Origin of the sequence: Algibacter lectus (genome assembly GCF_900112395.1) — a bacterium.
In the GTDB taxonomy this organism is placed as follows: Bacteria; Bacteroidota; Bacteroidia; order Flavobacteriales; family Flavobacteriaceae; genus Algibacter; species Algibacter lectus.
On record NZ_FOLN01000002.1, the window covers coordinates 287,151 to 313,141 of the forward strand.

A 25,991-nucleotide genomic window follows, 5' to 3' on the forward strand; every position below is an offset into this window, starting at 1 on the left:
TACATACTTATGATTTCAATTATCATCCCTACATACAAGCGAAGTAATAGGCTATTAAACGCCATTGATAGCTTACTCAAACAAACATATCAGGACATTGAAATCATAGTTGTTGATGATAATGGTAATAATGAACATAGATCTAAAACTAAGAAAACAATACAATCATATATTGAGCAAAATTTAATTAAATATATAGCACACGAAACAAATCAAGGTGGTTGTATTGCCCGAAACACAGGTGCTTTTTCTGCTACAGGTGATTATATTGCTTTTTTAGATGATGATGATTTTTATGAACCACGTAAACTTGAATTACAACTCGAATTTCTTGAAGCCAACAAAAATTTAGATGCCTGTATGTGCTCTATGTTTCGTGTAGATGAAAATGGAAAACAAATAATTTCTAGAGAAAATTCAGCGCGTGGCATAAATTTAAAAGATACTATTTTGGATGGCAATCTATTTACGTCCATGCTATTGATAAAAACGGATGTCTTTAAAACGCTTAAAGGGTTTTCAGATATCCCTAGGTTTCAAGATAAGTATTTTCATTATAAATTTTTAGCTCAAAATTATAAAATTGGTGTTCTTGACCAGCCTTTACTAACACTTGTTGAGCATACTGATATTCGTATTTCACTAACTGCTAACCGCAAAGTTATTGATGCACTATCTATTTTAAGAGCTTTCGAAATAAAGCATCAATCTATTTTTAACAAAAAAGAGAAGAAATACTTAAGTCATCGTTTTTATTATAACAAAGCCTATAATTTGTGCGAGGGCAATATCAATCAAAAAATAAATGGCTTTTTCAATATATTAAAATCGTTGCCATATTACACGGGGCATTTTAATCTTTTTAAACTGACTATTAAAACATTGACTCCAAACTTTATTTTAAATTACAAAAACGCTAAAGCATGATTCCTAAAATTATTCACTTTTGTTGGTTAAGTAACGATGAGTTTCCTCCGCTTATCGCTAAAACTATGGCAACATGGAAAGAAGTGTTACCAGATTACGAGTTTGTGCACTGGGATACCAATAAATTCGATTTGGAGAGCAATACTTGGGTAAAACAAGCCTTTGAAACCAAAAAATATGCTTTTGCCGCAGATTATATCCGTCTATACGCCGTTTATAATTATGGTGGTATTTATTTGGATACCGATGTTGAAGTATTAAAAAGTTTCAATGATTTAATAGAGCGCCCTTACATCGCTGGTGCTGAAATTGAAGGTGTTATTGAAGCTGGGGTTTTTGGTGCTGAAAAACATACACCATGGGTAAAGCAATGCCTAGATTATTACGATGATAAAACCTTTATAAACCCTGACGGTACATTTAATACGCTTACGTTACCACGTATTATGATGCAACAAATTAACCAAACGTATGCTGTTAAAGAGTTATCTCCTGAGCAAATAACCGTGAATGATCAGGTACAAAATAAAGACACCCTGTATTTATTCCCTAAAGATTATTTTTGCGCAAAAAATCATGGTACAGGACAGTTAGAAAACACGAAAAACACATATACCATTCACCATTTCGCTATGTCTTGGGTGTCTAAAAATCATACATTTTTACCTAATTTAAAGCGGAAATTGATGGCCATATTAGGAGTTGGTTTCATAAACAATTTGATTAAAGTATTAGGCTTAAAAAAAATAAGACAATTTATGTCTAAAAAATAAATACATCATAAAATGCTATTCAACTCTTTCGAATATTTACTATTTCTACCTACAGTTTTTATATTGTACTGGTTTGTATTTAAAAAAAATCTTAAATTACAGAATGCTTTTTTATTAGTTATAAGTTATTTTTTCTATGGTTTATGGGATTGGCGCTTCCTTTCTTTAATTATATTCAGTTCTATAGTCGACTTTTATTGTGGTAAGGCTATAGATAGCGCCTCGAAACAATCATCAAAAAAAACCTGGCTAACCATAAGCATGTTGGTTAATTTAGGGTTTTTAGGTGTTTTTAAATATTATAACTTTTTCGCTAAAGAATTTGCTGAAGCTTGTAGTTCATTTGGTTTTCAAGTAGATGCTTTAACCTTAGATATCATATTACCTGTAGGTATTAGTTTTTATACCTTCCAGACCATGAGCTACACCATAGACGTGTATCGAGAAAAATTAAAACCTTCTAAAGATATTATCGCCTTTTTTGCATTTGTCAGCTTCTTCCCTCAACTTGTAGCTGGGCCTATTGAAAGAGCCACTAACCTACTACCTCAATTTTATACCAAAAGAAATTTTGATTACAAAAAAGCCGTCGATGGATTAAGACAAATACTCTGGGGCCTCTTTAAAAAAATAGTTGTTGCAGATAATTGTGCCGAAGTGGTTAATCATATTTTTGAAAATCAAGCAGATATTAATGCCAGTGGGTTATTTGTAGGGGCTATCTTTTTTGCCTTCCAAATTTATGGTGATTTTTCTGGATATTCAGATATTGCCATTGGAACTTCTAGACTTTTTGGTTTCAATTTAATGCAAAACTTTGCTTTCCCTTATTTTTCAAGAGATATTGCCGAATTCTGGAGACGTTGGCATATCTCCCTCTCTACTTGGTTTAGAGATTATGTTTATATTCCTTTAGGTGGTAGTCGTGGTGGCACCTGGATGAAGATTAGAAACACCTTTATCATCTTTTTAGTAAGTGGTTTTTGGCATGGATCAAACTGGACATTTTTAATATGGGGTCTCTTAAACGCTATATACTTTTTACCAATCATGTTACTAAATCGAAACAGAATAAATACAGACACCGTTGCACAGGGCAAATATATCTTTAGTATTAAAGAATTTTTTCAAATATCGATAACGTTTTTCTTAACCATAATCGCTTGGATCTTTTTTAGAGCAACTTCTGTAACCGAAGCTGTTCAATATATTGGATCCATGTTTAATGCGAGTTTGTTTCAGTTTCCTAATGCAGATATTAAACCATTTTTGTACATTCTTATCTTGATAACTATTGAATGGTTCCAAAGAGAAAAGCAGCATGGTTTAGTACTGGACCATATTAAAATAGCCCCAATTAGATGGGCCATTTATGCTTTTATATTTTGTTTAATTTTATTTTTCGGAGCAAAATCGGAATCATTTATTTATTTTCAATTTTAAATTATGAAAAAATTCTTATATAAAAGCATTTTATTTTTTGCTGTTGTTACTACCATAATAACATCTGTCCTTGTTTTTTATGGAGGTTATGTCGATTATTTTTACAACAAATTTACCACACCAAAGGCATCCTCTATGATTTTTGGTGATTCCAGAAGTTTACAAGGTATTCAGCCAAGAATCATTAATGCTCATTTCGAGGGATCGGATATAGAGCTTCCTATGTTTAATTATAGTTTTACTCTAGGGCAAATAGCTTATGGTAAACCTTATCTTAACAGTATTAAGAAAAAACTCGATACAACTACAACAAATGGACTTTTTATTATTACTGTTCACCCCTTCACTCTATCCAATCGCGGAGACAAAGAAGGCACTTATTTTGAAAAAGATATGCCGCCATATAATATGGAATATGTTAATTCCAATCCCAACTATGAATATCTAATTAAAAACTGGAATTTTTTCCATTTTCGCGGTATTTTTAGACAATCTTCTAATACGCATAAAGATGGTTGGATGGAAGAAAAAAATTTACCAAAAGATACGAGGCTTTTAAACCAATGGAAAAACGGACAAATATCCTTATACACTAGATATAGTAAAACTTGGACAAAATCGAATACTCGATTAAACGATCTTAATGAATTAGCTAATTATTTAAAGAACTTTGGACAGGTGTTTTTAGTCAGACTACCTATTGATAAAGAATTATTTGAGATAGAAAATAGATATTGGCCAAGTTTTAACGAAGAGATCTTAAAAATCACTAATAAAGAATCAATCAACTATTTAAATTTTTGTAAAGAGGAAAACTTCTTCAAAACCTACGATGGTATCCATATTGATAAGTTTTCGGGAGTTGAATTTACAAAAATATTATCCGACTCTATACAACATCATCTTCCTAAATAATCATATATAATGAATCAAGAAAACAAAAAACGTATTCTCTTAATAATGCCTTATGGGAGTGTTGGCGGCATGGAACGACTTGCTCTCAGTTTTTATAACTTTTATATGAAAAAAGGTTTTTATGTAAAAGCATTAAAATTTATAAAACTTGAAAACGATATAATTAATTTCAAGGAAGGTGAGTTACATTTGAGCGATAAAGATTTCTCTTTCATGTCTAAAAAAGATCGTCTGCTGTTTTATTTTAAAGCGCCACGAGCGATTAAGGCCATCGTAAAAAAGCACAACATCACACATTCTATCGCATTTGGTGATATGGCTAATTTATTTAGTTCTCTATCTTTTAGTAAAGAATATAAAATTGGTAGTATTCATGCCTTAAAAAGTGCTGAATTCCAGCACAAAACTATGTTTCATAGGTTAACAAAATTAGGCTATAAAAGCAGTTACCAGAACTTAAACAAATTAGTTTGCATCAGTAAAGCTATTAAGCAAGACTTAAAGCAAAACTGTGGTTATAGCTTTTCTAATATGGAAGTTATTTACAACCCTCATGATGTTGATGCTATTCATAATCTATCAATTGAACCAATCACAGAACAAAAAGAAGTTGACATATTTTCAAAAAAAACAATATTATTTCTTGGCAGATTATCTGTACAAAAATCTCCTTGGCACTTTATAAAGGCTTTTCATAAAGTATTAGAAAATTTGCCAGACATTAATTTAGTTATTATTGGAGATGGTGATCCAAGTGTAAGCAATTACGTAAATGCCCTTATCGATAAGTTAAATATAAAAAACAAGGTCTTTTTACTAGGACGAAAAAGCAATCCTTATAAATACCTTAAAGCTAGTGATGTCCTAGTGCTTAGCTCCTATTACGAAGGTACTCCAAATGTTATAGTAGAATCTATTGCAGTAGGCACTCCCATAGTATCGTCTTACTGTACAAAAGGCATCATTGAGCTTATGAGTAAACAAGACCACCAAGAATCTAACAATAATATAGAAACCGAATCTGGTATCGTCACGCCTAACCTATTTAAGGGGGTTTTAAAAGTGCCCGAACGAATTACTACAACTCTTTTAGATGAAGAAACTAAACTCGCTGAAGCATTAATAAAGGTACTTGGAGATGATAATTATATAAAAATCTTGAATAACAATAAGGAGGCCTTGCTTGACAAATTTGATATAAACAAAGTAGCCATATCATATTTAAAATAAATTATTTCATAAAATACTTATAACAATTTGATTAATTTTTTTCAAAATCATTTATTTATTGCGAATACATTTTTCTCTTTTATTTTACTAGAGTAGGTAACAAAATTCAGGTAATTAAACTAATTTAATTGCTTTTTAACTCTTTTCAATATTATATAGTTACTCCTATCGTATTTTTACTTTCAAAATTAATAGCAATAGTTTAAAAAAACAATATTATGGAATCATCTCTTTCCTTTAGAGAACTTAACAAAAAAGCTAAAACATACAAAACTCCTGAAACAACTATTAGAATAGCTGTTTTAGGTAATCATACAACCACTTTCTTTTCAAAATCTCTAGCAAATAGTTTAAAAATAGCAAACTTTGATCCAGAAATTTTTGAAAGCGATTATGATCAAATTGATATCACTATAATAGATAATGAATCAAAATTATATAAATTTAATCCAGAAATAATAATATTATTTGAATCGACCTTAAAAATTAAAGATAATTTTTACTCTTTAAGCGAGAATAGTTCAAGGTCAAATTTCAATTTAGATGTCCAAAACTCTGTTCAAAATAGAATTTCTATTTTAAGAGCTAATGGTTGTCAAGCAAAAATTATTAATTTTTCTTACGAACTAATAGATGATAACCTTTATGGTAATCTATTTTCAAAAGCATCTCACAGTTTTTACAATCAACTCTGGAAAATAAATAATAATCTAATTGATATTTCTCAAAACACTGATGATTTCTTTATTTTTGATGTAAATAAATATTTAAAAGATTCCAATGATTACAGAGATTGGCCTTCTTATATAAACTCTGACTTACATTATTCCATTGATACTTTTGCCAAATTTAGCCAAGGTGTTGCAACCTTTATAAAAGCTATAAAAGGGAGCTTTAATAAATGCTTAATTTTAGATTTAGACAACACAACTTGGGGTGGAATAATTGGAGATGATGGTATAGAAAACATACAAATTGGATCTTTAGGAATAGGAAAAGCTTTTACAAAACTTCAAAAATGGGCAAAGGAATTAAAAAACAGAGGTATCATTTTAGCCATATGCTCTAAAAACACGGAAAATATTGCTAAAGATCCATTTATAAATCATGAAGAAATGGTGTTAAGACTGGACGATATATCCGTTTTTGTCGCAAACTGGAAGAACAAGGCAGATAATATTAGGTACATAAAAGATGTTTTAAATATTGGTTTAGATTCTATGGTATTTATTGATGATAATCCTGCTGAGCGAGATATTGTTAGGCAGGTTCTGCCGGAAGTAAAAGTCCCCGAGTTACCAGAAGACCCTGCTTTATATTTACCTTTTCTCTCCAGTTTAAACCTATTTGAAACTGCTTCGTATTCAGAGAACGATAAAGATAGAACATCTCAATATCAACAAGAAGCTGAGAGAAAAAAATTAGTGAATACAGTGACTAATATGGATGATTATTTAAAATCATTAGAAATGGTCGGAGAAATCACTGATTTTCAAATAGACGACATACCAAGACTAGCACAACTAACACAGCGTTCAAATCAATTTAATTTGAGAACAAAAAGATATGGGGAAAACGACATATCTAATATGGTTGAGTCCAAAAATCATATTACATTTAGTGTAAAACTAAAAGATAAATTTGGTGATTACGGATTAATATCTCTAATAATTTTAGAAAGAAAAAATGAAAACACTTTTTTTATAGACACCTGGTTAATGAGTTGCAGGGTATTGAAAAGACAAGTCGAATATTATGCAATGAATAAACTAGTAGATGAATTGAAAAAAATAAATTGTGAGTTTATTTTAGGAGAATACCTAGAAACACCAAAGAACAATTTAGTTGCCGATTTATTAGACAAATTATCATTTGATAAAGACATTAAAAATAATAATCAATACAAATTAAATTTAGAAAATTTTAAAACCTTTAAAAATTATATATCATGAATGAATATTTAAATGACTTATCAAACCTTTTTCGTGAAGTTTTAGAAAATGACGATATTACTCTAAACCCTGAAACCACAGCAAACGACATAGAAGAATGGGATTCTATTAACCATATTTATTTAGTCGTAGAAATAGAAAAAACGTACCAAATTAAATTTAAAAGTTCACAAATTCTAGAATGGAAAAATGTAGGTGATATCGTATCTGCAATTATTGAAAAAAAATCTTAACATATGCTTTTTAACTCTATTGAATTTTTTATATTTTTACCTATAGTATTTATTTGTTATTGGTTCTTTTTAAAAAAGAATATCAAATATCAAAATTTTTTTCTTTTGATAGCCAGTTATGTTTTTTATGCTTGGTGGGATTGGAGGTTTTTATCATTAATCCTTTTTAGCTCTATATTGGATTATCTCATAGGCCTTAAAATATTTGAAAATAAAGATAGAGAAAAAAGTAAAAAATATTGGTTATGGATTTCAATGACTATCAACTTATCTATACTCGGCTTCTTTAAATATTTTAATTTTTTCATTAGTTCTTTTATTGATGCCTTTGATACTATAGGTATTAGTTTAAACCATTATTCTCTTAATATAATACTGCCTGTAGGTATATCTTTTTATACTTTTCAAACAATGTCTTATTCTTTGGATATAAGTAAAAACAAAATAGAACCTACTAAAGATTTTATTGCATTCGCTACGTTTGTAGCTTTTTTTCCTCAGCTAGTTGCTGGTCCTATAGAGCGAGCCTCTAACCTTTTACCTCAATTTTTGAAACAACGAAAATTTGATTATAAAATAGCCCTTGATGGTGCTAGTCAAATATTGTGGGGATTATTTAAAAAAATAGTCATTGCAGATAATTGTGCACCTTATGTAAACGAGGTCTTTGGGAATTATTCAGATCAACCAACATTAACCTTAATTACGGGAACTGTAGTTTTTGCATTTCAAATTTATGCTGATTTCAGTGGGTATACAGATATAGCTATTGGTGTAGCAAAATTATTTGGTTTCGACTTTAAACAAAATTTTAACTACCCCTATTTTGCAACAAATATTTCAGATTTCTGGAAAAAATGGCATATATCACTTTCTAGCTGGTTAAATGACTACGTATTTACACCATTAGCCATAAATTTTAGAAATCACAAAAAGCGGGGTATATTTTCTGCTGTTTTTATTACTTTTTTGGTTTCAGGCCTATGGCATGGGGCAGGTTGGAATTTCATAGTTTGGGGTGGATTACATGGCTTGTTTTATTTACCAATTATATTTTCAAAAAAAAGATTTACGGCCATTTCAACAGCTAAAGGTCCTAAAAAAAACACAGCAAAAATTTCAGATCTCCCAAAAATTATTAGCACATTCACATTGGTATGTATTACATACATATTCTTTAGATCAGAAACATTAACCGATGCTCTATTATTCATTAAATCTATATTTTATAACCATTCTATAACTCGAGCTGCTACAATAGAAACATCTGTTATTTTATTTATCATTTTATTAGTTTTAGTAGAATGGCTACAAAGAGATAAACAATATGGACTACAAATTCAAAGTTTAAAAATAAATAGAATTTTTAAATGGTCTATCTATTATTTAGTTATCTTTTTCATTTTTTGGTATGGAGCAGAAAAACAAGATTTTATTTATTTTCAATTTTAATATTACATGAAAAAATTTGTTATCAATATTTGCTTATTCTTATTTGGAATTATATTTTTCATTACACTCGGTATATGCCTTCCTAATTTAGCGACTACTAAAAGTAATGATTATAGTATAATTGAAAAGCATCAGCTTTTAAAAAAAATTGAATCTCCAAGATTAATTTTAGTTGGAGATTCAAATGTCGCATTTGGCTTTAACAGTCAGTTATTTGCAGATTCCCTAAATATAAACCCCATTAATACGGCAATACATGCCGGATATGGATTAAAATATATATTAGACGATACTTACGATTTTATCAAAAAAGGGGATATCATAATTGTTTCTCCTGCATATTCACAATTTTATGGTAATACATTTCTAGGAAGAGAACCTTTATTATACTCTCTTAAGGCTCTACCTAGTAATGTTCCGTTGTTATCTTTAAAACAAGGCTATAATCTTTTACAATATATTCCTAAATATAGCATTCAAAATTATAAAGGTTTTAGCAAATCAATTTTAATGGAAGAAAAAAAGCTTTCTAAAAATGACAATAATTTTGTTTATAGTAGAAAATCTATTAATAAATACGGAGATATGGTATCGCACTGGGGACTCGCTAAAATTGATTTTGAACCATACGTAATAAAAAAAACGGATAAATTTAATGAAGAATCTTTTAAATATTTAAAAGATTACATTACTAAAGTAAATTCAAAGGGAGCACAAGTCTTTTTCTCATATCCAAGTTTAATGAAAACATCTTATGTGCTTAACAAAGAAAAAATAGAATATCTAGAGAAATTACTGGAACAAAATAATATATCAACAATTGGTTCACCGACTTCATATTTTTACGGAGACAATTACTATTTCAACTCTCCTTATCATCTCGGCTTTCAGGGAGCTAATAAAAGAACTCTTTTACATGTTGAGTTTTTAAAGCACTACTTAAATCATGATTAACTTTATACCTTTAGAAAATTATTATGATTTTTTAATTTACATATTAATATTCTTGGTACCAAGAATATATAATTGAAAGTTTGATATTAGGATAAATTAAGTACACAAAATAAGTGTTTTTTATAATATACTTAACTTCTTATTTTTGTTCCCCAAAATATAACTAAGTCATCAATCAATGCTGTAATAACAGCTTGTTTGCTTCTGAAAGCAATTAAAAATAATGAATAAATGATAAACTTCTTTCCTTTAAAATATTACTACGACATATTTGTTTATTTTTCTTTCATTTTGGTCGTTATAAATTTATTTCATGCTTTTACATTAAAACTTAACGATGAAAAAAATATAAAATTTTTAAGATCTACTGGGGTTGTATTACTCATATTAATTATTCTATATCTAGGTTTACGCCCTGTTAGCGGTAAAGAGTTTGGAGATATGGTGACATATGCGAGGTATTTTAGGAACTATTCAGAAGGAGCTTCAGTAAATGTAACTAAAGATATTGTTTTCCATTACTACATGAAAACCTCCTCACATTTTCTTGGACTTCATGGTTTCTTTTTATTAACCGTTGCTCTATATGTATTACCTATGTATTTTCTTTCGAAAAGAAATTTTAATAAATACTGGTTTTACTCGTTTTTTATGTTTGTAATCTCTTTTTCGTTTTATACTTACGGCACAAATGGTATTAGAAATGGTTTAGCAACCTCATTTTTTTTATGGGGTTTATGTTATAAAAATAAAAAGATCATCATGATATTATTTTTTATTTTATCTGCATTATTTCATAAAACTTTATTACTTCCTATAGGAGCATTTAGCCTTACATACTTGTATAACAACCCAATTACGTACTTAAAATCGTGGCTAATTTCCATTCCTTTATCTTTATTTTTGGGATCTGTTTTTATATTATTATTTACAAGCTTAGGGTTTGGAGATGATAGATTAGCTGGCTATTTGACAGGAACAATGCAAACAGATACCCGTTTTAGATGGGACTTTTTATTTTATAGTGCATTTCCTATTTTTGCAGGCTGGTATTTTATAGTAAAGCAAAAATTTAATGATTCATTTTATAATCAAGTATTTAGTACTTATTTAATGTGCAATGCCTTTTGGGTTTTGGTAATTAGAGCCAATTTTTCTAATAGATTTGCCTATCTATCCTGGTTTTTAATGGCATTTATAATAATATATCCTTTGCTAAAAAAACAATTCTTTAAAAATCAGCAACTTATTATAGCAAAAGTTGTAACTGCATATTTTATGTTTACCTTTTTAATGTTTTTTCTCTATTACGCCGACAAAAATTAAATTATGAAAACTATTACAGTATTTACTCCTGCATATAATAGAGCTTATTGCTTAAATCAATGTTATGAAAGTTTAGTAAGACAAACCGAACAAGATTTTTGCTGGCTTATTATCGATGATGGTTCTACAGATAACACAAAGACTTTAGTACAATCTTGGATTGATGCAAATTTAATTGATATTCAATATCACTACCAAGAAAATCAGGGTATGCATGGCGCTCACAATACAGCATATTCCTTAATCAATACAGAGCTAAATGTATGCATAGATAGTGATGACTTTATGCCTGATGATGCCATTGAACAAATTGCTAAGTGTTGGTGTAAAGTAAAGGGTAATGAAAATATAGCTGGGTTAATTGGTTTAGATTCTTATAAAAACAGTGAAATTATAGGGCAAAAAATACCTAAAGAAATTAATGAAACTACTCTCGAAGATTTGCATAATAAATGGCATGTAACTGGAGATAAAAAATTAGTCTTAAGATCAGAAATTGTAAAAAGATTTCAACCTTACTACCCTATTTTTCCTGATGAAAGATTTGTTCCATTGGGTACATTATATTTATTAATAGATAAGCAGTATAAGTTAAAACCATTGAATAAAGTATTATGCATTGTTGAGTATATGGAAGATGGATCTTCGCGAAATATATTAAAGCAATACCGAAGACACCCGAAAGGTTTTCAATATGCCCGTATTTTAACTATAGAACATTCAAAATATTTAAAGGTGAAATTTAAAAACGCCATACATTTAATAGCTCATAGCATACAGTTGAAGGATTGGAAAGTTTTTTATAAAACACCAAATTTAATACTAACTCTATTAGCAATACCTTTTGGGATAATTCTATATACACACGTATACTACGTAAATAATTTAAAAAAATGAAAATATTACAAATTGTAAATAGTTTAAGCTCTGGAGGTGCTGAAAAACTAGTTGTTGATACTTCAATAAGATTTCAACAAAAAGGACATGATGTGACTATACTTTTATTAAATGGTACAACAACTCCTTTGTATAACAAGATTAAAGAAATACCAGAAATTACCATCAAAGCAATAGCTATTGATAAAAATATATACAATCCAATTAATATACTTAAAATTAAAACTTTAATATCAAAATACGATATTATTCAAACTCACTTATTTCCTACATTTTATTGGGTTGCCTTTGCTCAATTAATTTCTTTAAAAAAGAAAAAAATAATTTTCACTGAGCATAATACAACTAATAGAAGGCGGTCAAAAAGCATTTTTAAATTTTTAGATAAAATTGTATACAGACAATTTACAAAAATTATAACTATCTCTGACGCTGTTGATAATAATTTAAGAAAACATCTAGGGGGCGAATTTAATAAAATTGATAAAATTTATAATGGTATAGACTTAGAAGTTATTAATAATGCAAAACCCTACAATGTTTCGCAATTTAATTGTCATACAAACCAAACTCTTATAATGCAAGTTGCTAGTTTTACAACGCAAAAAGATCAAAACTCATTAATTAGATCCCTAAAACATCTACCTGAATCATTTGTTTTATTGTTAGTTGGAGATGGCCCGTTAATTAAAGACAGTAAAGCTCTTTCTAAAGAACTTAATCTAAATAATCGTATACAATTCTTGGGCATTAGAGATGATGTCCCTAGTCTATTGAAAACCGTAGATATTGTTGTTTTATCCTCTCATTACGAAGGTTTATCTTTATCATGTATTGAAGGAATGGCGTCAGGAAAACCATTTATAGCTTCTAATACCCCTGGGCTTGGAGATATAGTGAAAAACGCTGGTTTAATATTTGATGATAATAACGATGTTAAACTTGCCCAACATATTAAAACCTTATCAGAAGACCCTCAATTATATCAAAATATAGTTAAAAGCTGCCAACAGAGAGCGAAAATATTTGATATTAATATTATGGTAGACAAATACATTAAACTTTACGAACAAATTTATTCTTATTAACTCGTAATGTCTTAATTGAATTTATAAAAAAAGCATGTAATACTTTAAGTATTACATGCTTTTTTTATACCAAAAATACAACTTACACTATTTACATGTATTGTTAATATTAATTAACTTTAAAATATCAGAAGCTAAACTTAAACAAACAGTATTATTTTCTATATTTAAATTTGAGCAGCCATCTCCTATTTTGAAGTCTTCAATAAAATTACCAGTTATTGAAGCATTTGCAATATCTATTGCTCTAATATCGGTATTAATAACATTGTCGTGCATTTCGAAATTATTAATATCAATTAACCATAAATTAGCCCCGTTTTCAATGATATTATTTTTAATAATAATCGAATGAGTATCGGAATTTTCGATTTCTTTAATTCCATTAAAAACAATAGCATTTCCAACTACATCTATCACGTTACTTTTAGCTGATTCATTATTTTCGTCTAATCCAGAACCAATTATTAAATTAGATATATAATCATGAGTATGGTTGCTAATACCTCTACTATTTGCTGTAGTACTCTTTATAGTATTTCCATAAATTCTAGAATCCTTTGAAGTATTTAATGAAATACCAACAGCACATTCTAAAATATTATTATTATAGACATTTAAATTAGTATCACCTACTTTTATTCCTATAGGATAGCCATAAACTGTATTACCATAAACAGAGTTATCTTTAGATGACGCTTTGTTTTGAGCTATAATTCCAGTTGTTTGACCTCTTAATGCTGTTTCACTATTTGATTTTAAATTGTTATTTTTAATAACACTTCCAATGGTACCTGCATATGCAATAGAATTCTCCATAGTATTACCATCGATAGTCACTCGGTCTCCAGTGTGTATAATGAAACCTCCATATTTACTCCCTCTTTCTACATTATTTTTTATTAAAATATCTTCTGCTATTTCAAAAATTACACCACTATTTCTTACAGCTTCAACATCTATAGCCCAACCTGGTGCTACACCTCCAGAAAGTGATGTGCTAACACCTGAATCAATAAATTCATTATCTTCAATTACAATATTTCTACCATCAGTTATAGAAATACCATTTCTTCTACTTCGATAAATTTTATTATTTGTAATTAAAAGATTTTCAGTATATGTGTAATGCGAATTATATGCATGACCATAGGCGTGTATATCAATACCATCTCCCCCAGCATCATAAATATTCATATTTTTAATAATGACATTTTTAGATGCTCCAACTCGAATACAGTGTCCCCATTCCTGACTAGTAGAGGTATCACTATAATCATGAGTATCACGATCACCATGTAAATTACCACCTTCAATAATAGTATTGCTAATTAAATAAGCAGCAAGTAGAGTAGCCCTTTTATTAGCATTCGGCTGTTGACGTAAATGTGTGTTATCCGTCATGATAAGATGAAAGTCACTAGGTACATTTATTGCAGTTTCTGCAGGGTGATCTGTAATATGGTCAGTTTTAAAATAAGCATCCATTTCGTCTATTTTAAATGTATCTATACCATATTGTTTTGCAAGTTCCATGGTATTCTCTAAAATGTCCCTGTTACTAAAAGCCACTTCATCTGAAACAACACCCTCAACAATACCCCATCTCTTAGGATCAAAAGCAAAAGCCGTATCTCTTAAAGCTGGTTTTGTTCCGCCAACCTCAAGTGTATTACCTAATAAATCACCATCAATAGAAGACCCTTCAGAAAAAACAAGCGTACCATTAATAATATCTCCACCTTCGTATAATAGAGTTACGTTTTCTGGTAAATCTAAAGATTCACCTTGTAAATCTATAATACAGTTAACAACAACTGTTGAATTAGCTTCAAGATTCTCTAAAGTAAAATCACAAGGACTATTAACATCAGTAACAGCATCATCGACATCTTCATTACTCTCATCTTCCATCACAGCAAGAGGTTCTTCATACAATTCTTCGTTGTTACAAGACCATGTGCCCAATACACTCATTCCGATTAATGCGACTAACATTAAATTCTTTAATTTCTTCATAATTTAATTTTCAAAAGATTCAACGAGACAATATTATAAGAAATATCGTTTAAAAACATATTTTTTCGATGAAATGCAGTTTTCTGTAGGTGAATACTCGATAAAATACATTTTTCAACGATGAAATACAGTCTAGCTGTTTTCTTTCAGTTATACTTCTAATTAATTACGAGGCTAAGAGAGATTTGGACTATCTAAATTTGCAAGTTGCGAAAATAACTATGTTAAAGTTAAAAAAAAGCCTTTGTTAATAACTTTTTACAACTTGACTTGTTGGCTTGTAGGAATTTAATTACCTATAAATCAATCAGTTAAGTCATTTTACTTACACAGTCCTATTTTATGATCCACAGACTTGTTCACAATAATTAATATGACAAAAAAAAAGCTTATAATTATAAAATACAAGTCCTTAATATTAAGCCAACATTAAGTTTTATATATTTGTCGAGATTTACAACGCCCTATCGATAAAATGAAAAAAAAAATAATTAGAATAACTACAGTCCCATTATCGCTTAGCGGCTTATTAAAAGGACAACTTCGCTTTATGTCTCAATACTTTGACATCTTAGGGATATCATCTAAAGGCGAGGATAATCATTTAGAAAAACTGATTGAATTAGAAGGCATACCAACCGTAGCTGTAGAAATGACACGGAAAATAACGCCGCTTAAAGATTTAGTGGCTGTATACCAACTTTATAAAGTATTCAAAAAAGAAAAACCTTTTATTGTACACTCCCACACGCCAAAGGCAGGCACATTAGGTATGCTGGCCGCGTTTTTAGCTGGCGTTCCGCACAGATTACATACCATAGCCGGTTTGCCACTTGTTGAAGCTACGGGTTTAAAACGTACACTTTTAAATACCGTTGAAAGCATTACCTATAGCTGCGCCACTAAAATTTATCCGAACTCTTATGGCTTAAAAGATATTATTCTAGAAGAAGGTTTTACCAAGGCATCTAAACTAAAAGTGATTGCCAACGGAAGCTCGAATGGTATTGATACCAGTTTATTTGATCCGCAACTTTTTAATGATGCCGATAAAAACCAAGCTTTAAGAACCACACTTAATATAAAACCTAGCGATTTTGTTTTTGTCTTTATTGGACGTTTGGTAACAGACAAAGGAATAAATGAACTTGTTGCTGCTTTTAAAACGTTACACGCTAAGCAAAATCATATAAAATTACTTTTAGTTGGCCCTTATGAAACGGAGCTTGATCCTTTACTTCCTGAAACCTTAGAATTTATAGAACAAACCGATGCCGTAATGAATACAGGTTGGGTTGATGATGTTCGCCCGTACTTTGCGATTTCTAACGCCTTAACTTTCCCGAGTTACCGTGAAGGCTTTCCCAATGTAGTCATGCAAGCTGGCGCTATGGAATTACCTTGTATAGTAACCGATATTAACGGATGTAATGAAATTGTAGATCACGAAAAAACAGGATTAATTATTCCTGTTAAAGATACCGAAGCTTTACTAAAAGCCATGGAAACCGTTTTAGAACTTGGTGACGCGTCTAAAACTATGGGGAAATTATGTAGAGCGCATATTGTTAATAATTTTGAACGCCAAGTGGTTTGGGATGCCTTACTGAGTGAATACAACACACTAAAATAATAAAGACATGCTTTCGAGACTGAAACACCTAAACGTATACTTAAAGGATTCGAACAAAAAACCTTTTAGACAAGTATTAAAGGAATCTATTTTGTACGGACTCGATAAGCAAATGATTCCAACAGATTATTTTAGAAAATATCTGTACCGAAAAGATGTTGTAAACTATAAGAACTATTTAAGTTTAAAAGAATTTTACCAAATTGTTGGATCTCAAAAAATGGTTTTCCCAGAGATTACAGCGATTTTAGCAAACAAATTAAGTTTTTATAATCACTGCGTTAATTTAAACATACCAACCCCTACGCTATTAAGCTACAACTTTAATAGTCGTTGGTTTTACAATAATATTGGTTACACATTAAATACTAAAGAATCTGTTTTACAATTCTTTGCTCGTGTATTCAAAGATTCACAAAACGACTTTCTGTTTTTAAAACCGACGCTGGGACAAGGTGGCCAAGGTTGTTTTTTACTAAAAAAAGAAAATTTAGACTCTCAGATTGAAAATATATACCCTGCCTTAATTGCGAACAGCTATGTACATCAAGATTATATTGAACAGCATGACAGTATTAACAGTATCTTCAGAAATTCGGTAAATACAATTAGAATAGATACCTATATAGATGCTAATAACGAAGCACACGTACTCTCTGCCCTTATGCGTTTTGGCATGGGAAACACCTTTACCGACAACACACATACTGGAGGGTTTTATATATCTCTAAATTTAGAATCGGGTAAACTACAAGGTTTAGGCCGACAAGATGTTATGGAAGGTGGAAAAGAAGTTACACACCATCCCGATAGCCAAGTGGCTTTAGATGGATTTCAAATTCCATTTCATAAAGAAGCCTTTGAACTAGCATTACAAGCCGTAAATGCGATGCCAAACCGTATTGTAGGTTGGGATGTTGCCATTACAAACCAAGGCCCATTACTTATTGAAGGTAATGAAGTACCTTCTTTACATGTTACCGATGTGGCTTGCGGTGGTTACCTCAATAATAAGCACATTAGAGACGTGCTTTTTGAGCTTAAAAATTAAAATGAATGAGTAACGTTGTTTTAGAAAGATTCCGCAACACTTTATTTTGGTGGTTAGATACTTTAAAAGGTAGTCCGATAAAAAAACACTTAAACGACATCAGTGATACGCTCAATAATTTTGAAATTACAAAAATTAAACGGGAGCAAAACTTAGCCAAACTTTTAAAACACAGCATACAAACCACGCCTTTTTACAAAAGCCTTAATCTTTCTGAAAAGGATTTTGAACAGTTTCCGGTTATAAATAAAATTGAGATAACAGAAAATCAAGAGCTTTTTAAATCGAGTGTTTTTCTGAATAAAAAAAACATAACACGCTCTACTAGTGGCTCTACAGGTACGCCATTTAAAGTGCTTCATAATACAAATAAAATTTATAGAAATAGTGCTGACACTATTTATTTCTCTGAATTAGCAGGTTTTAAAATTGGCTATCAATTGTGGTATTTGAGATATTGGGGATTAAATTTTAAAAATTCAAACTTTAAAAACTGGGCGCAAAACTTAAAACCGATTGAGGTTATCAACCTAGATAACGAGCGTATTGAAAAACTCATTGCACAGATTAAAAATTCATCGGGACACAAAGGCTGGTTGGGCTTTCCTTCTGCTTTTGAACAAGTTTGCAAATTCCTTGACGATAAAGACGAAAAACCAATAGACGCTAATTTTAAATCTATTATAGGAATGGCAGAAGGTATCAGCGCATATACCAAACAGCGCATGACCTATTATTTTAACTGCCCTATGCTCTCGCGCTACTCTAATATGGAAAATGGTATTCTTGCACAGCAAACACCAAATAGCGAGGCATTCCAAATTAATTGGGCGTCTTACCATATTGAAATATTAAATCTCCACAACAACGAAAAAGCCCCAAAAGGCGAATTAGGACGTATTGTAGTTACCGATCTATTTAGCTACGCTATGCCGTTAATCCGTTACGATACCGGAGATCTGGGTACAATAGATTTTACAGTTAGTCCGCCAACTTTAAAAAGAATTGAAGGACGAAAAACAGACACTATTTACAATACCAAAGGTGTGATAGTATCGTCGTTTATTATGATTAATAGTGTTCATTTTGAAGGTATTAAGCAAATTCAACTTATTCAAGAGAGTAAAACCAACTACACTATTAAATTGAATTGCTCTGGAGATTTTAAGTTTAAAAACCAACTTATAGGAAAATTTAAAAGTTTCCTCGGTGAGGATGCTGTGATAAACATTATAATGGTTGATGAAATACCTTTGTTATCTTCAGGAAAACGAAAAATGACATTGAACAACTATATCACACAAAATTAAGAGTAGAACTTCTTTGGTATAGATTTTATTAATATTTTTAAAGTCTCGAGATTAAATAACATATATCGTTTATAATTATGTCGCATACTAAAAGTGATAAAAAAGGCTATGGTTCTTTTTTTTCTTATATAGATCCAGCTTCAAAACATTTAGCAACGTCTATAAATAACTTTCAACCAGAAAATAATAAACTATTTTATACGGGCCGACATGCGATAAAGTACGTTATAGAAACTATTAAGTTAGATTCAAACATTAACACTTTTTGGTTGCCAGAATATTATTGCCAACACGTAGCACATTGGCTAAAAAGTAACTACAGCAACATAAAAACGTATAAAGTAGACCCTTCTGCCCCTAATTTCACTATTGAAGCTAATGAATTCACCCAAAGCAACGATGTTATTTTAGTCAATAACTTTTGGGGGATTTCAAAATGTAATATTACCTGTGATACTAATAATGTTACTATTATTGAAGATCATTCGCACGGTTGGTTAAGCTCCGCTTGTTTAAACAGCAAAGCCCATTTTTGCGTGGCATCACTTAGAAAATCAGTGCCTGCTCCGCTTGGAGGCATGGCATGGAAATCAAACGGAACTTCTTTAAAAGTTTTAGATCTAGACGATTCTAATATCTTTACAGATATATGGGACACAACAGATTTAGCTATGCGGAAAAAAGCTTTATTTGAATCTCAACATCATGATGATCATGAATTGAAAACAGAATTTCTAACGCTCGTCGGTGAAGCTGAAACTAAAATGCATCATAATTACGATTTGGTTGAACTTAGCGAAACCAATAAAAAAACATTGGAAAATTATTTAAAAGTTGACTATTTACAATTAAAAGCAAAGAACTATGAGGCGCTAAAACATGTATTAAAAACGAATGAAAACTTCAAGACAATAGAAGGCTCAGAAACACCTTTTGGACTCACGCTACATTTTACAGATGAAGCTATAATGTCGCGTTTTAAAACACATCTTATCAAAAACAATATTTATCCGTCCCTTTTATGGCCGAATAATCCGGAAATTTATGGTTTCTATTTAAATATACACATAGATTATAGATATAATGAAAACGACATAATGTACATGAGTGAAATAATCAACCTATTTTCTTCTTAAATTTTCGATAAAATCGACACACAGATGGAATAAAATTAAAACATCGATAATATTGAAACATAAACGTGTTTTTAATTAAATCCTTAAAAAAATACAATACTTTTGAACCTGAATTAAGTTTAATGAGAAACACTTATTCAATTAATTTTAATCCTATTACATGTATTTTATAGTTAAAAGATTTTTAGATTTTATAATTGCGCTTACCGCTTTACTTCTACTCGCTCCTATTTTTTTCGTAGTTTTTGTATGCTTATTAATCGCTAACCAAGGGAAAGCTTTTTTCTACCAGCAGCGTCCTGGTAAAAACGAAAAGGTTTTCAAAATTATCAAGTTTAAAACCATGAATGATAAAAAGGATGCAAATGGAGAATTTCTACCTTTCGATCAGCGTGTCACCAAAATTGGAAATTTTATAAGAAAATATTCTTTAGATGAAATTCCTCAGCTCATTAATGTGCTTAAAGGCGATATGAGTTTAGTTGGTCCGCGTCCACTTTTAACCGATTATTTACCTTTATACAATGAAGAACAAAAAAAACGTCACAATGTAAAACCAGGTATTACAGGTTGGGCTCAAGTAAAAGGACGTAATTCTATTTCTTGGAATCAAAAATTCACTTATGATGTTTGGTATGTTGAAAATATTTCATTTTTACTAGATTTACAAATCATGCTTTTAACGGCTAAACGATTGGTTGTGCCACAAGGCATAAACAGTAGTGACGGTCTAAACATGACCACATTTACAGGTGGTGCAGATGAATAACCTAACGTTGATTCATTTTTAAATTGGAACGTTAAATTTATCTTTATTCTAGCTTTAAGAATATTATTTCATGTATTTTAGAGTCGTAAAAATTTTACAAACCCCAAAGCTAGTTTCAAGTTAAATGCAATTACATTCTACAGAAAAACCAAACATCGTTGTTATAGGTGCATCTGGCCATGCCAGCGTAATTATCGATATTATCGAAAGGCAAAATGCATATAATATTTTTGGTTTAATAGACTCTTTTAAACCTATAGGATCCAAACTTTTTAATTATGAAGTTTTAGGAACTGAAGATAACTTACCCGATTTAATACAGACAAACCATATTATTGGAGGCATTATTGCTATTGGTGATAATTTTGATCGTCGTCAAATGCATTTAAAAATCGAAGCCTTACAACTAAGTTTTAAATATATTTCGGCTATTCACCCCAATGCTATTATCGGAAAAAATGTTTCTATTGCTGAAGGAGTTTCCATAATGCCTGGTACCGTAGCCAATGCCAACGCTTCTATTGGTGCATTTTGTATTTTGAACACATCCTCTTCTTTAGGCCATGACTGTGTTATGAAACCTTTTTCTAGTTTAGCACCTGGCGTTAATGTAGCAGGCCACGTAACCATACAAACCTGCAGCTCTATCGGGATTGGTTCTTGCGTTATTGGAGGTGTAAGTATTGGCGCACATACACATGTTGGTGCGGGATCTACTGTTATCAAAGACATTAACAGCTTTAAAATTGCTTACGGCAACCCTGCTCAAGAAATGAGAGACCGACAAGAAAACGAAGGCTATCTTAACAAAAAGAAAGATCTTTCGTCGTAGAGCACTATCTGTTTCCAATGTGATTTCTTCATCACAACTTTTAAGGTTGTCTATAAAGAGGAAAGTACGTTTTACTTGAAATTTTTGATTTTGGTGTACCCGCTTCTTTTGGTCCGTTTACCATTTTGTCTAAAGCCTTATAAACTTTAGTATTTACAACCTTTCTTCCTGTATAAAATAACACATCACCATCATTAGGGAAAAACGTCTTTTTATAATGATACAAGTTATCATCATCTTTTCTTCCACCACCCAAAACATAATACTCATGCCCAACTTTACGCGCCCAATTCATCACTTCTATTTTCAAGAAATCGTTTGGTCGGAAATTAAAATAGTCTGCTAATGTACCTCCTAGATATGAATACATGGTAGTTCTTAAAATCAAGATAAGCTCAACGGAAATAGCAATATCATCTTTATAAACAAAAGCTAAGGCAAAATTATCTTTATTTCGTTGAACGATATTTTTAAAATATTCTAAAGAATAAAAGTACTCTGAAGTAGCACCAATACGCGTCATGGTTTCAATATAAACATTATGAAAGCATTCCACGGCTTCTAAATTCGTACTATCTTGGGTAATTTCAAAACGCAAACCATTGGAAACCGCCTTTCTATAATTATTTCTTACTTTTGGTTTAAACGCATCCCATTGTGCTTTTTCATCAGCCATAATATAGCCTTTCACATTAGATAGTGTTGGCACTAATTTACCAGAATAGAATTGGTAATTATTGTTTAAACTGAAGCGTATAAATTCACAAACCACATTATGTTCCTTGTACCACAAATCAACTTGGGTCCAAAAATCTAATAAATAAGCTCGCGATGTATTTGTATTATATAAAGGACCACTATAGCCGTAAGGTGATATCACATCATAATATGTTTCTCCTTCAACCTTATGCTCTATTTCTCGTAACCTAAAAGGCATTAGAATTAAAATGTTACCATTTTCTTCTAATGTAAAATACCCCAGTTGGTTGTCATTTAACTCATCTATGTTTCCAACTATAATTTTATAAAACGGATATATTTCTTTAAATAAATTTACCTTGGAAAGGTATTCGCTTAAATCTTCCTTGTTTTTTATTTTCCTATAAACTAAGTTCATTAAAATTATTCAATTTTTTTAAAATTTCTGGAATTTGCTTTAAGCTATTAATAACAAATAAGGGTTTTAATTTTTTTTCTAAATCGAATGTTTGTTTATGTATATTTTCGCCACTATCTCTTAAACAGATACTTATCCAATTTAAAGCGTTGGGCGCAATGAAATCTTTTTTAGTATTATCACCAATATAAATGTACTTATAATTTTCGCCGTATTTATCTAAATAAAAGTTAAAATTTTTAACATTAGGTTTTTCTGATCCAAACTCTTCAGAAATAATAATATCATCAAAATACTCAGTTAAACCTAAGGCTTTCAATTTACTTCTTTGCTGAATACTTCTGCCGTCTGTAATTAAACCTATTTTATAAACATTCGTTTTTAAATAAGTTAAAATTTCTTGATGAGAGGCATTTAGAGAGATGTTTGGTTCGTGGTTTCTATAAATATCAAGCAATACAGATATTGTAATTTCTTCAGAATGAACAAAGTCTAAAACCGTTTGAAAAGGATTATCACCATTATAATAAGATGTAATCATTTTATCATAAATAGCTTCCGACTCAAAATCACTTTTTGCAGAAATATATTGAGATATTTCTCTATAGGCAGATTTTAAAAAATCTATTTCTTTGTACAGTGTATCATCTAAATCAAATACAAATACTATCTTATTCTTTGTAGTCATGCACCAAAACTTCTTTATCGTAACGTAGCATTAATAAATTTTCTTCCCAATCGGCAAAATACTCAATAGTAATATCTTCCTCTTGTAAATACTCTTGTATTAACCATTTTGGATAGTTAGCACCAACAAAATAAGATAAAGGATATCCGCCTCCAAAACGTGCGTTTATTTCGATACCGAAGATTTCATTAGTTTCTTTATGCTTGAAGAACTGAGCTGTTAAACACCCAATAGCGCCATCAATAAAACTTAATCTTTCTTTTAGATAATCTACTAGAGCGCCTTTTTCGGCAACACATTTATTAACTTCACCATCTCTTACTTCAATACGTTTTCTAGGAACAATACATTTTAAGTTATGTGTTTTATCGTAGTACAAATCACAAGTATATTCATCAAATTCATTATGATCTAAATATTTTAAAAACATTAAATCATCATTTTTAAAATGATACTTTGTTAATTGTTCATGCTTGGTAATCGTATATGTATCTATACTCCTACTTCCATTTTTAGGCTTAATAAAAATAGGTAACTTATAATCGTATTTAGAATACTCTTTCGCTATTTGTACATTGTGATTTTCAAAAAACACGTGAATTTCACGTTTATCTCGACACATTTGAACAAACTCTTCAGAAGCAACAATCACTTTAATTCCGTGATCTAAAAATTGTTTTTTCTTTTTAGCTAATAAAAGTAATTCGGTGTCTATAGTAGGAATGACTAATTTTATATCGTTATCTAAACAAACCTTAAGTAGGCGATCGAAATAACCTGCATCACTGACTAATGGCATTTGAAAAGATTGATCTGATACTTGACATGCCGCAGATAGTTTAATGTTAAAATCGGTTGTCATCACTTTTCCTTGCGGAAATACAGCGGTTAATTCTTTTTGAAACGCTTCAACTAATGAAACGCGTCTTCCTGCTGATGTAATTAATATATTCATAATAAAATATACCTGTATATGATTTGTTTGTAATAAATTAAATTTGCTACTTATCTCGGTAAGATAAATAAGCGACGTGCCTCCACACAAGACCCCAAGTATATACGAGGGAAATCAGGGTTTAGACTTTTTAATTTAACGCTTTTATTAATTTATTAATCCCAATTTAAAACCGTTTTAAGTACAGATATCTACCTTAAAACGCCGTCTATTTTTTTTAATATGTGGTAAATATAGGGCAATAATAAAAAACGAATCAAAATTATTCTTTAAAATACTTTTAACAGGGTCAACTTGTTTGTTATGAAATTTTTTACTACAATTAATTAACAGAAAATCTTTTAAACGCATTAACAATACACTCAGCAATTAGATTTCGACCATGATTATTCCAGTGTTGATCAAAAACTAAAGTTGGTGGTGTTTTTGAGCTATTTAACGACTCTCCAAAATCAATATATTTAAAACCATGATTTCTTAAGTAAGTTAAGAAAACCTGCGGCGTTTCACTCTTATCCAACAATAGTACGTATTTAGATTTATCATAACCATATTTTTCAACCAACGACTCGAAATTCTTAATATACTTAGCCTGCTTCTCCTCTATCTCTTGAGCTGTTTCTTGTTTAGGCTCCACAACCACTTTAGAACTATTTTTGAAAAAAGAAATAAGTTTCCCCGGAAATTTTTTAACTGGGTCTAAAATCCCAATGCCTTGTGCATATACTAAAAGCTTTATTTTTCTAGCATTTTTATACATAGAAGATTCTAAACGCATACGGTCGTAAATAACTTTATATTCATCACGAAACAAATCGTCACGAAAACGAATACCCAAAACCACATAATCAATTTTATCAAAGGTATCTTTATATTGATGCATTAAATGAAGTTGATCTGCAAAGTCGTAACCGGCATAACCATACTCGTAAACTTCAACATCATCCAATTGGTTTTCAATTTTCTTACCAACAGAATCGTAATAATCTTGATGAAAGCCTTGAATGAAAGAATCGCCAACTAAAGCAATTTCTGTTTTATCTAATGTGGGATTAAATTCACGATACGAATTATAACCCGAGTTATTAATATGGTACTCTGCAAAATTCATCCTTCTATTTCCTGTTACCGAATAACCACCTTGATTAGGCACCCATTTTTCAACATTAAACTCATCGATATAACGTGCAGGACTATCTTTTCCTAAGTGCAACACACGAACAAAAAGCTCTAACGCTACTAGGATAAGCACGAAATAGAGTCCAGATTTAAATATTAGTTTTCTCATAAG

The 25,991-nt window shown here is 30.4% G+C and carries 23 protein-coding genes; 18 read left to right on the forward strand and 5 right to left on the reverse strand.

Going from position 1 to position 25,991, the window contains the following annotated elements:
• The first annotated feature begins 9 nt into the window (after positions 1-9).
• The 12 genes from BM246_RS04315 to BM246_RS04370 all read left to right on the forward strand — a co-directional run bounded on the left by BM246_RS04315 (position 10) and on the right by BM246_RS04370 (position 13,190).
• Positions 10-927 carry a glycosyltransferase family 2 protein gene (locus tag BM246_RS04315; protein ID WP_074936005.1) on the forward strand — a complete coding sequence of 306 codons (918 nt, stop codon included), beginning with the start codon at positions 10-12 and terminating at the stop codon, positions 925-927.
• The gene (locus BM246_RS04320) at positions 924-1,700 is read left to right on the forward strand and encodes a glycosyltransferase family 32 protein (protein ID WP_074936007.1); all 777 of its coding nucleotides are present in this window, start codon (positions 924-926) and stop codon (positions 1,698-1,700) included. The genes BM246_RS04315 and BM246_RS04320 overlap by 4 nt, the downstream gene beginning before the upstream one ends.
• A 12-nt stretch (positions 1,701-1,712) precedes the next feature.
• Positions 1,713-3,143: an MBOAT family O-acyltransferase gene (locus tag BM246_RS04325; RefSeq protein WP_074936009.1), complete on the forward strand. Its 1,431-nt coding sequence runs from the start codon at positions 1,713-1,715 to the stop codon at positions 3,141-3,143.
• Positions 3,144-3,146: 3 nt separating this feature from the next.
• Positions 3,147-4,058, forward strand: a complete 912-nt coding sequence (locus BM246_RS04330) for a hypothetical protein (RefSeq protein ID WP_074936011.1) — start codon at positions 3,147-3,149, stop codon at positions 4,056-4,058.
• 9 nt (positions 4,059-4,067) lie between these two features.
• On the forward strand, positions 4,068-5,288 hold the full coding sequence (locus tag BM246_RS04335; RefSeq protein WP_074936013.1) for a glycosyltransferase: 1,221 nt from the start codon (positions 4,068-4,070) through the stop codon (positions 5,286-5,288).
• 218 nt (positions 5,289-5,506) lie between these two features.
• Entirely contained in the window at positions 5,507-7,240 is a 1,734-nt protein-coding gene (locus BM246_RS04340; RefSeq protein WP_083415713.1) for an HAD-IIIC family phosphatase, read from the forward strand.
• Positions 7,237-7,473: an acyl carrier protein gene (locus BM246_RS04345; RefSeq protein ID WP_074936015.1), complete on the forward strand. Its 237-nt coding sequence runs from the start codon at positions 7,237-7,239 to the stop codon at positions 7,471-7,473. Before BM246_RS04340 ends, BM246_RS04345 begins: the two co-directional genes overlap by 4 nt.
• 3 nt (positions 7,474-7,476) lie before the next feature.
• Positions 7,477-8,925, forward strand: a complete 1,449-nt coding sequence (locus BM246_RS04350) for an MBOAT family O-acyltransferase (protein ID WP_074936017.1) — start codon at positions 7,477-7,479, stop codon at positions 8,923-8,925.
• A 6-nt stretch (positions 8,926-8,931) separates the two neighbouring features.
• Positions 8,932-9,879: a hypothetical protein gene (locus BM246_RS04355; protein WP_074936019.1), complete on the forward strand. Its 948-nt coding sequence runs from the start codon at positions 8,932-8,934 to the stop codon at positions 9,877-9,879.
• 231 nt (positions 9,880-10,110) lie between these two features.
• Positions 10,111-11,205 (forward strand): EpsG family protein, encoded by a 1,095-nt coding sequence (locus BM246_RS04360; RefSeq protein ID WP_074936021.1) that lies wholly within the window; start codon positions 10,111-10,113, stop codon positions 11,203-11,205.
• 3 nt (positions 11,206-11,208) lie between these two features.
• Positions 11,209-12,102 (forward strand): glycosyltransferase family 2 protein, encoded by an 894-nt coding sequence (locus BM246_RS04365; protein WP_074936023.1) that lies wholly within the window; start codon positions 11,209-11,211, stop codon positions 12,100-12,102.
• The gene (locus tag BM246_RS04370) at positions 12,099-13,190 is read left to right on the forward strand and encodes a glycosyltransferase (protein WP_074936026.1); all 1,092 of its coding nucleotides are present in this window, start codon (positions 12,099-12,101) and stop codon (positions 13,188-13,190) included. Before BM246_RS04365 ends, BM246_RS04370 begins: the two co-directional genes overlap by 4 nt.
• 87 nt (positions 13,191-13,277) lie before the next feature.
• Here the strand turns inward: BM246_RS04370 and BM246_RS04375 are convergent, their stop codons facing one another.
• Entirely contained in the window at positions 13,278-15,209 is a 1,932-nt protein-coding gene (locus BM246_RS04375) for a right-handed parallel beta-helix repeat-containing protein (RefSeq protein WP_083415714.1), read from the reverse strand.
• Between the two features lie 475 nt (positions 15,210-15,684).
• Between BM246_RS04375 and BM246_RS04380 the strand changes: the two genes are divergently transcribed.
• The 6 genes from BM246_RS04380 to BM246_RS04405 all read left to right on the forward strand — a co-directional run bounded on the left by BM246_RS04380 (position 15,685) and on the right by BM246_RS04405 (position 21,940).
• Positions 15,685-16,842 carry a glycosyltransferase family 4 protein gene (locus tag BM246_RS04380; RefSeq protein WP_074936030.1) on the forward strand — a complete coding sequence of 386 codons (1,158 nt, stop codon included), beginning with the start codon at positions 15,685-15,687 and terminating at the stop codon, positions 16,840-16,842.
• 7 nt (positions 16,843-16,849) lie between these two features.
• Positions 16,850-17,893, forward strand: a complete 1,044-nt coding sequence (locus BM246_RS04385; protein WP_074936032.1) for a sugar-transfer associated ATP-grasp domain-containing protein — start codon at positions 16,850-16,852, stop codon at positions 17,891-17,893.
• Between the two features lie 5 nt (positions 17,894-17,898).
• Positions 17,899-19,203 (forward strand): phenylacetate--CoA ligase family protein, encoded by a 1,305-nt coding sequence (locus BM246_RS04390; RefSeq protein ID WP_074936034.1) that lies wholly within the window; start codon positions 17,899-17,901, stop codon positions 19,201-19,203.
• Between the two features lie 77 nt (positions 19,204-19,280).
• Positions 19,281-20,339, forward strand: a complete 1,059-nt coding sequence (locus BM246_RS04395) for a hypothetical protein (RefSeq protein ID WP_074936036.1) — start codon at positions 19,281-19,283, stop codon at positions 20,337-20,339.
• Between the two features lie 160 nt (positions 20,340-20,499).
• The gene (locus tag BM246_RS04400) at positions 20,500-21,108 is read left to right on the forward strand and encodes a sugar transferase (RefSeq protein ID WP_042506759.1); all 609 of its coding nucleotides are present in this window, start codon (positions 20,500-20,502) and stop codon (positions 21,106-21,108) included.
• A gap of 124 nt (positions 21,109-21,232) precedes the next feature.
• Positions 21,233-21,940 (forward strand): acetyltransferase, encoded by a 708-nt coding sequence (locus BM246_RS04405; protein ID WP_074936038.1) that lies wholly within the window; start codon positions 21,233-21,235, stop codon positions 21,938-21,940.
• Between the two features lie 40 nt (positions 21,941-21,980).
• On the opposite strand, the gene BM246_RS04410 is transcribed toward BM246_RS04405, so the two are convergent.
• From BM246_RS04410 to BM246_RS04425, 4 genes are all read right to left on the reverse strand, one after another.
• Complete coding sequence (locus tag BM246_RS04410) at positions 21,981-23,057, reverse strand: GNAT family N-acetyltransferase (RefSeq protein ID WP_074936040.1); 1,077 nt, start codon at positions 23,055-23,057, stop codon at positions 21,981-21,983.
• Positions 23,041-23,745 carry an HAD family hydrolase gene (locus BM246_RS04415; RefSeq protein WP_074936042.1) on the reverse strand — a complete coding sequence of 235 codons (705 nt, stop codon included), beginning with the start codon at positions 23,743-23,745 and terminating at the stop codon, positions 23,041-23,043. Before BM246_RS04415 ends, BM246_RS04410 begins: the two co-directional genes overlap by 17 nt.
• Positions 23,729-24,700 carry an ATP-grasp domain-containing protein gene (locus BM246_RS04420; RefSeq protein ID WP_074936044.1) on the reverse strand — a complete coding sequence of 324 codons (972 nt, stop codon included), beginning with the start codon at positions 24,698-24,700 and terminating at the stop codon, positions 23,729-23,731. The genes BM246_RS04415 and BM246_RS04420 overlap by 17 nt, the downstream gene beginning before the upstream one ends.
• 322 nt (positions 24,701-25,022) lie before the next feature.
• Positions 25,023-25,988, reverse strand: a complete 966-nt coding sequence (locus BM246_RS04425) for a hypothetical protein (protein WP_074936046.1) — start codon at positions 25,986-25,988, stop codon at positions 25,023-25,025.
• Positions 25,989-25,991 lie beyond the last annotated feature (3 nt).

Coding starts and splice junctions, on each gene's coding strand:
- BM246_RS04315 (WP_074936005.1), top strand. CDS start 10: ATGATTTCAATTATCATCCCTACATACAAGCGAAGTAATAGGCTATTA.
- BM246_RS04320 (WP_074936007.1), top strand. CDS start 924: ATGATTCCTAAAATTATTCACTTTTGTTGGTTAAGTAACGATGAGTTT.
- BM246_RS04325 (WP_074936009.1), top strand. CDS start 1,713: ATGCTATTCAACTCTTTCGAATATTTACTATTTCTACCTACAGTTTTT.
- BM246_RS04330 (WP_074936011.1), top strand. CDS start 3,147: ATGAAAAAATTCTTATATAAAAGCATTTTATTTTTTGCTGTTGTTACT.
- BM246_RS04335 (WP_074936013.1), top strand. CDS start 4,068: ATGAATCAAGAAAACAAAAAACGTATTCTCTTAATAATGCCTTATGGG.
- BM246_RS04340 (WP_083415713.1), top strand. CDS start 5,507: ATGGAATCATCTCTTTCCTTTAGAGAACTTAACAAAAAAGCTAAAACA.
- BM246_RS04345 (WP_074936015.1), top strand. CDS start 7,237: ATGAATGAATATTTAAATGACTTATCAAACCTTTTTCGTGAAGTTTTA.
- BM246_RS04350 (WP_074936017.1), top strand. CDS start 7,477: ATGCTTTTTAACTCTATTGAATTTTTTATATTTTTACCTATAGTATTT.
- BM246_RS04355 (WP_074936019.1), top strand. CDS start 8,932: ATGAAAAAATTTGTTATCAATATTTGCTTATTCTTATTTGGAATTATA.
- BM246_RS04360 (WP_074936021.1), top strand. CDS start 10,111: ATGATAAACTTCTTTCCTTTAAAATATTACTACGACATATTTGTTTAT.
- BM246_RS04365 (WP_074936023.1), top strand. CDS start 11,209: ATGAAAACTATTACAGTATTTACTCCTGCATATAATAGAGCTTATTGC.
- BM246_RS04370 (WP_074936026.1), top strand. CDS start 12,099: ATGAAAATATTACAAATTGTAAATAGTTTAAGCTCTGGAGGTGCTGAA.
- BM246_RS04375 (WP_083415714.1), bottom strand. CDS start 15,209: ATGAAGAAATTAAAGAATTTAATGTTAGTCGCATTAATCGGAATGAGT.
- BM246_RS04380 (WP_074936030.1), top strand. CDS start 15,685: ATGAAAAAAAAAATAATTAGAATAACTACAGTCCCATTATCGCTTAGC.
- BM246_RS04385 (WP_074936032.1), top strand. CDS start 16,850: ATGCTTTCGAGACTGAAACACCTAAACGTATACTTAAAGGATTCGAAC.
- BM246_RS04390 (WP_074936034.1), top strand. CDS start 17,899: ATGAGTAACGTTGTTTTAGAAAGATTCCGCAACACTTTATTTTGGTGG.
- BM246_RS04395 (WP_074936036.1), top strand. CDS start 19,281: ATGTCGCATACTAAAAGTGATAAAAAAGGCTATGGTTCTTTTTTTTCT.
- BM246_RS04400 (WP_042506759.1), top strand. CDS start 20,500: ATGTATTTTATAGTTAAAAGATTTTTAGATTTTATAATTGCGCTTACC.
- BM246_RS04405 (WP_074936038.1), top strand. CDS start 21,233: ATGCAATTACATTCTACAGAAAAACCAAACATCGTTGTTATAGGTGCA.
- BM246_RS04410 (WP_074936040.1), bottom strand. CDS start 23,057: ATGAACTTAGTTTATAGGAAAATAAAAAACAAGGAAGATTTAAGCGAA.
- BM246_RS04415 (WP_074936042.1), bottom strand. CDS start 23,745: ATGACTACAAAGAATAAGATAGTATTTGTATTTGATTTAGATGATACA.
- BM246_RS04420 (WP_074936044.1), bottom strand. CDS start 24,700: ATGAATATATTAATTACATCAGCAGGAAGACGCGTTTCATTAGTTGAA.
- BM246_RS04425 (WP_074936046.1), bottom strand. CDS start 25,988: ATGAGAAAACTAATATTTAAATCTGGACTCTATTTCGTGCTTATCCTA.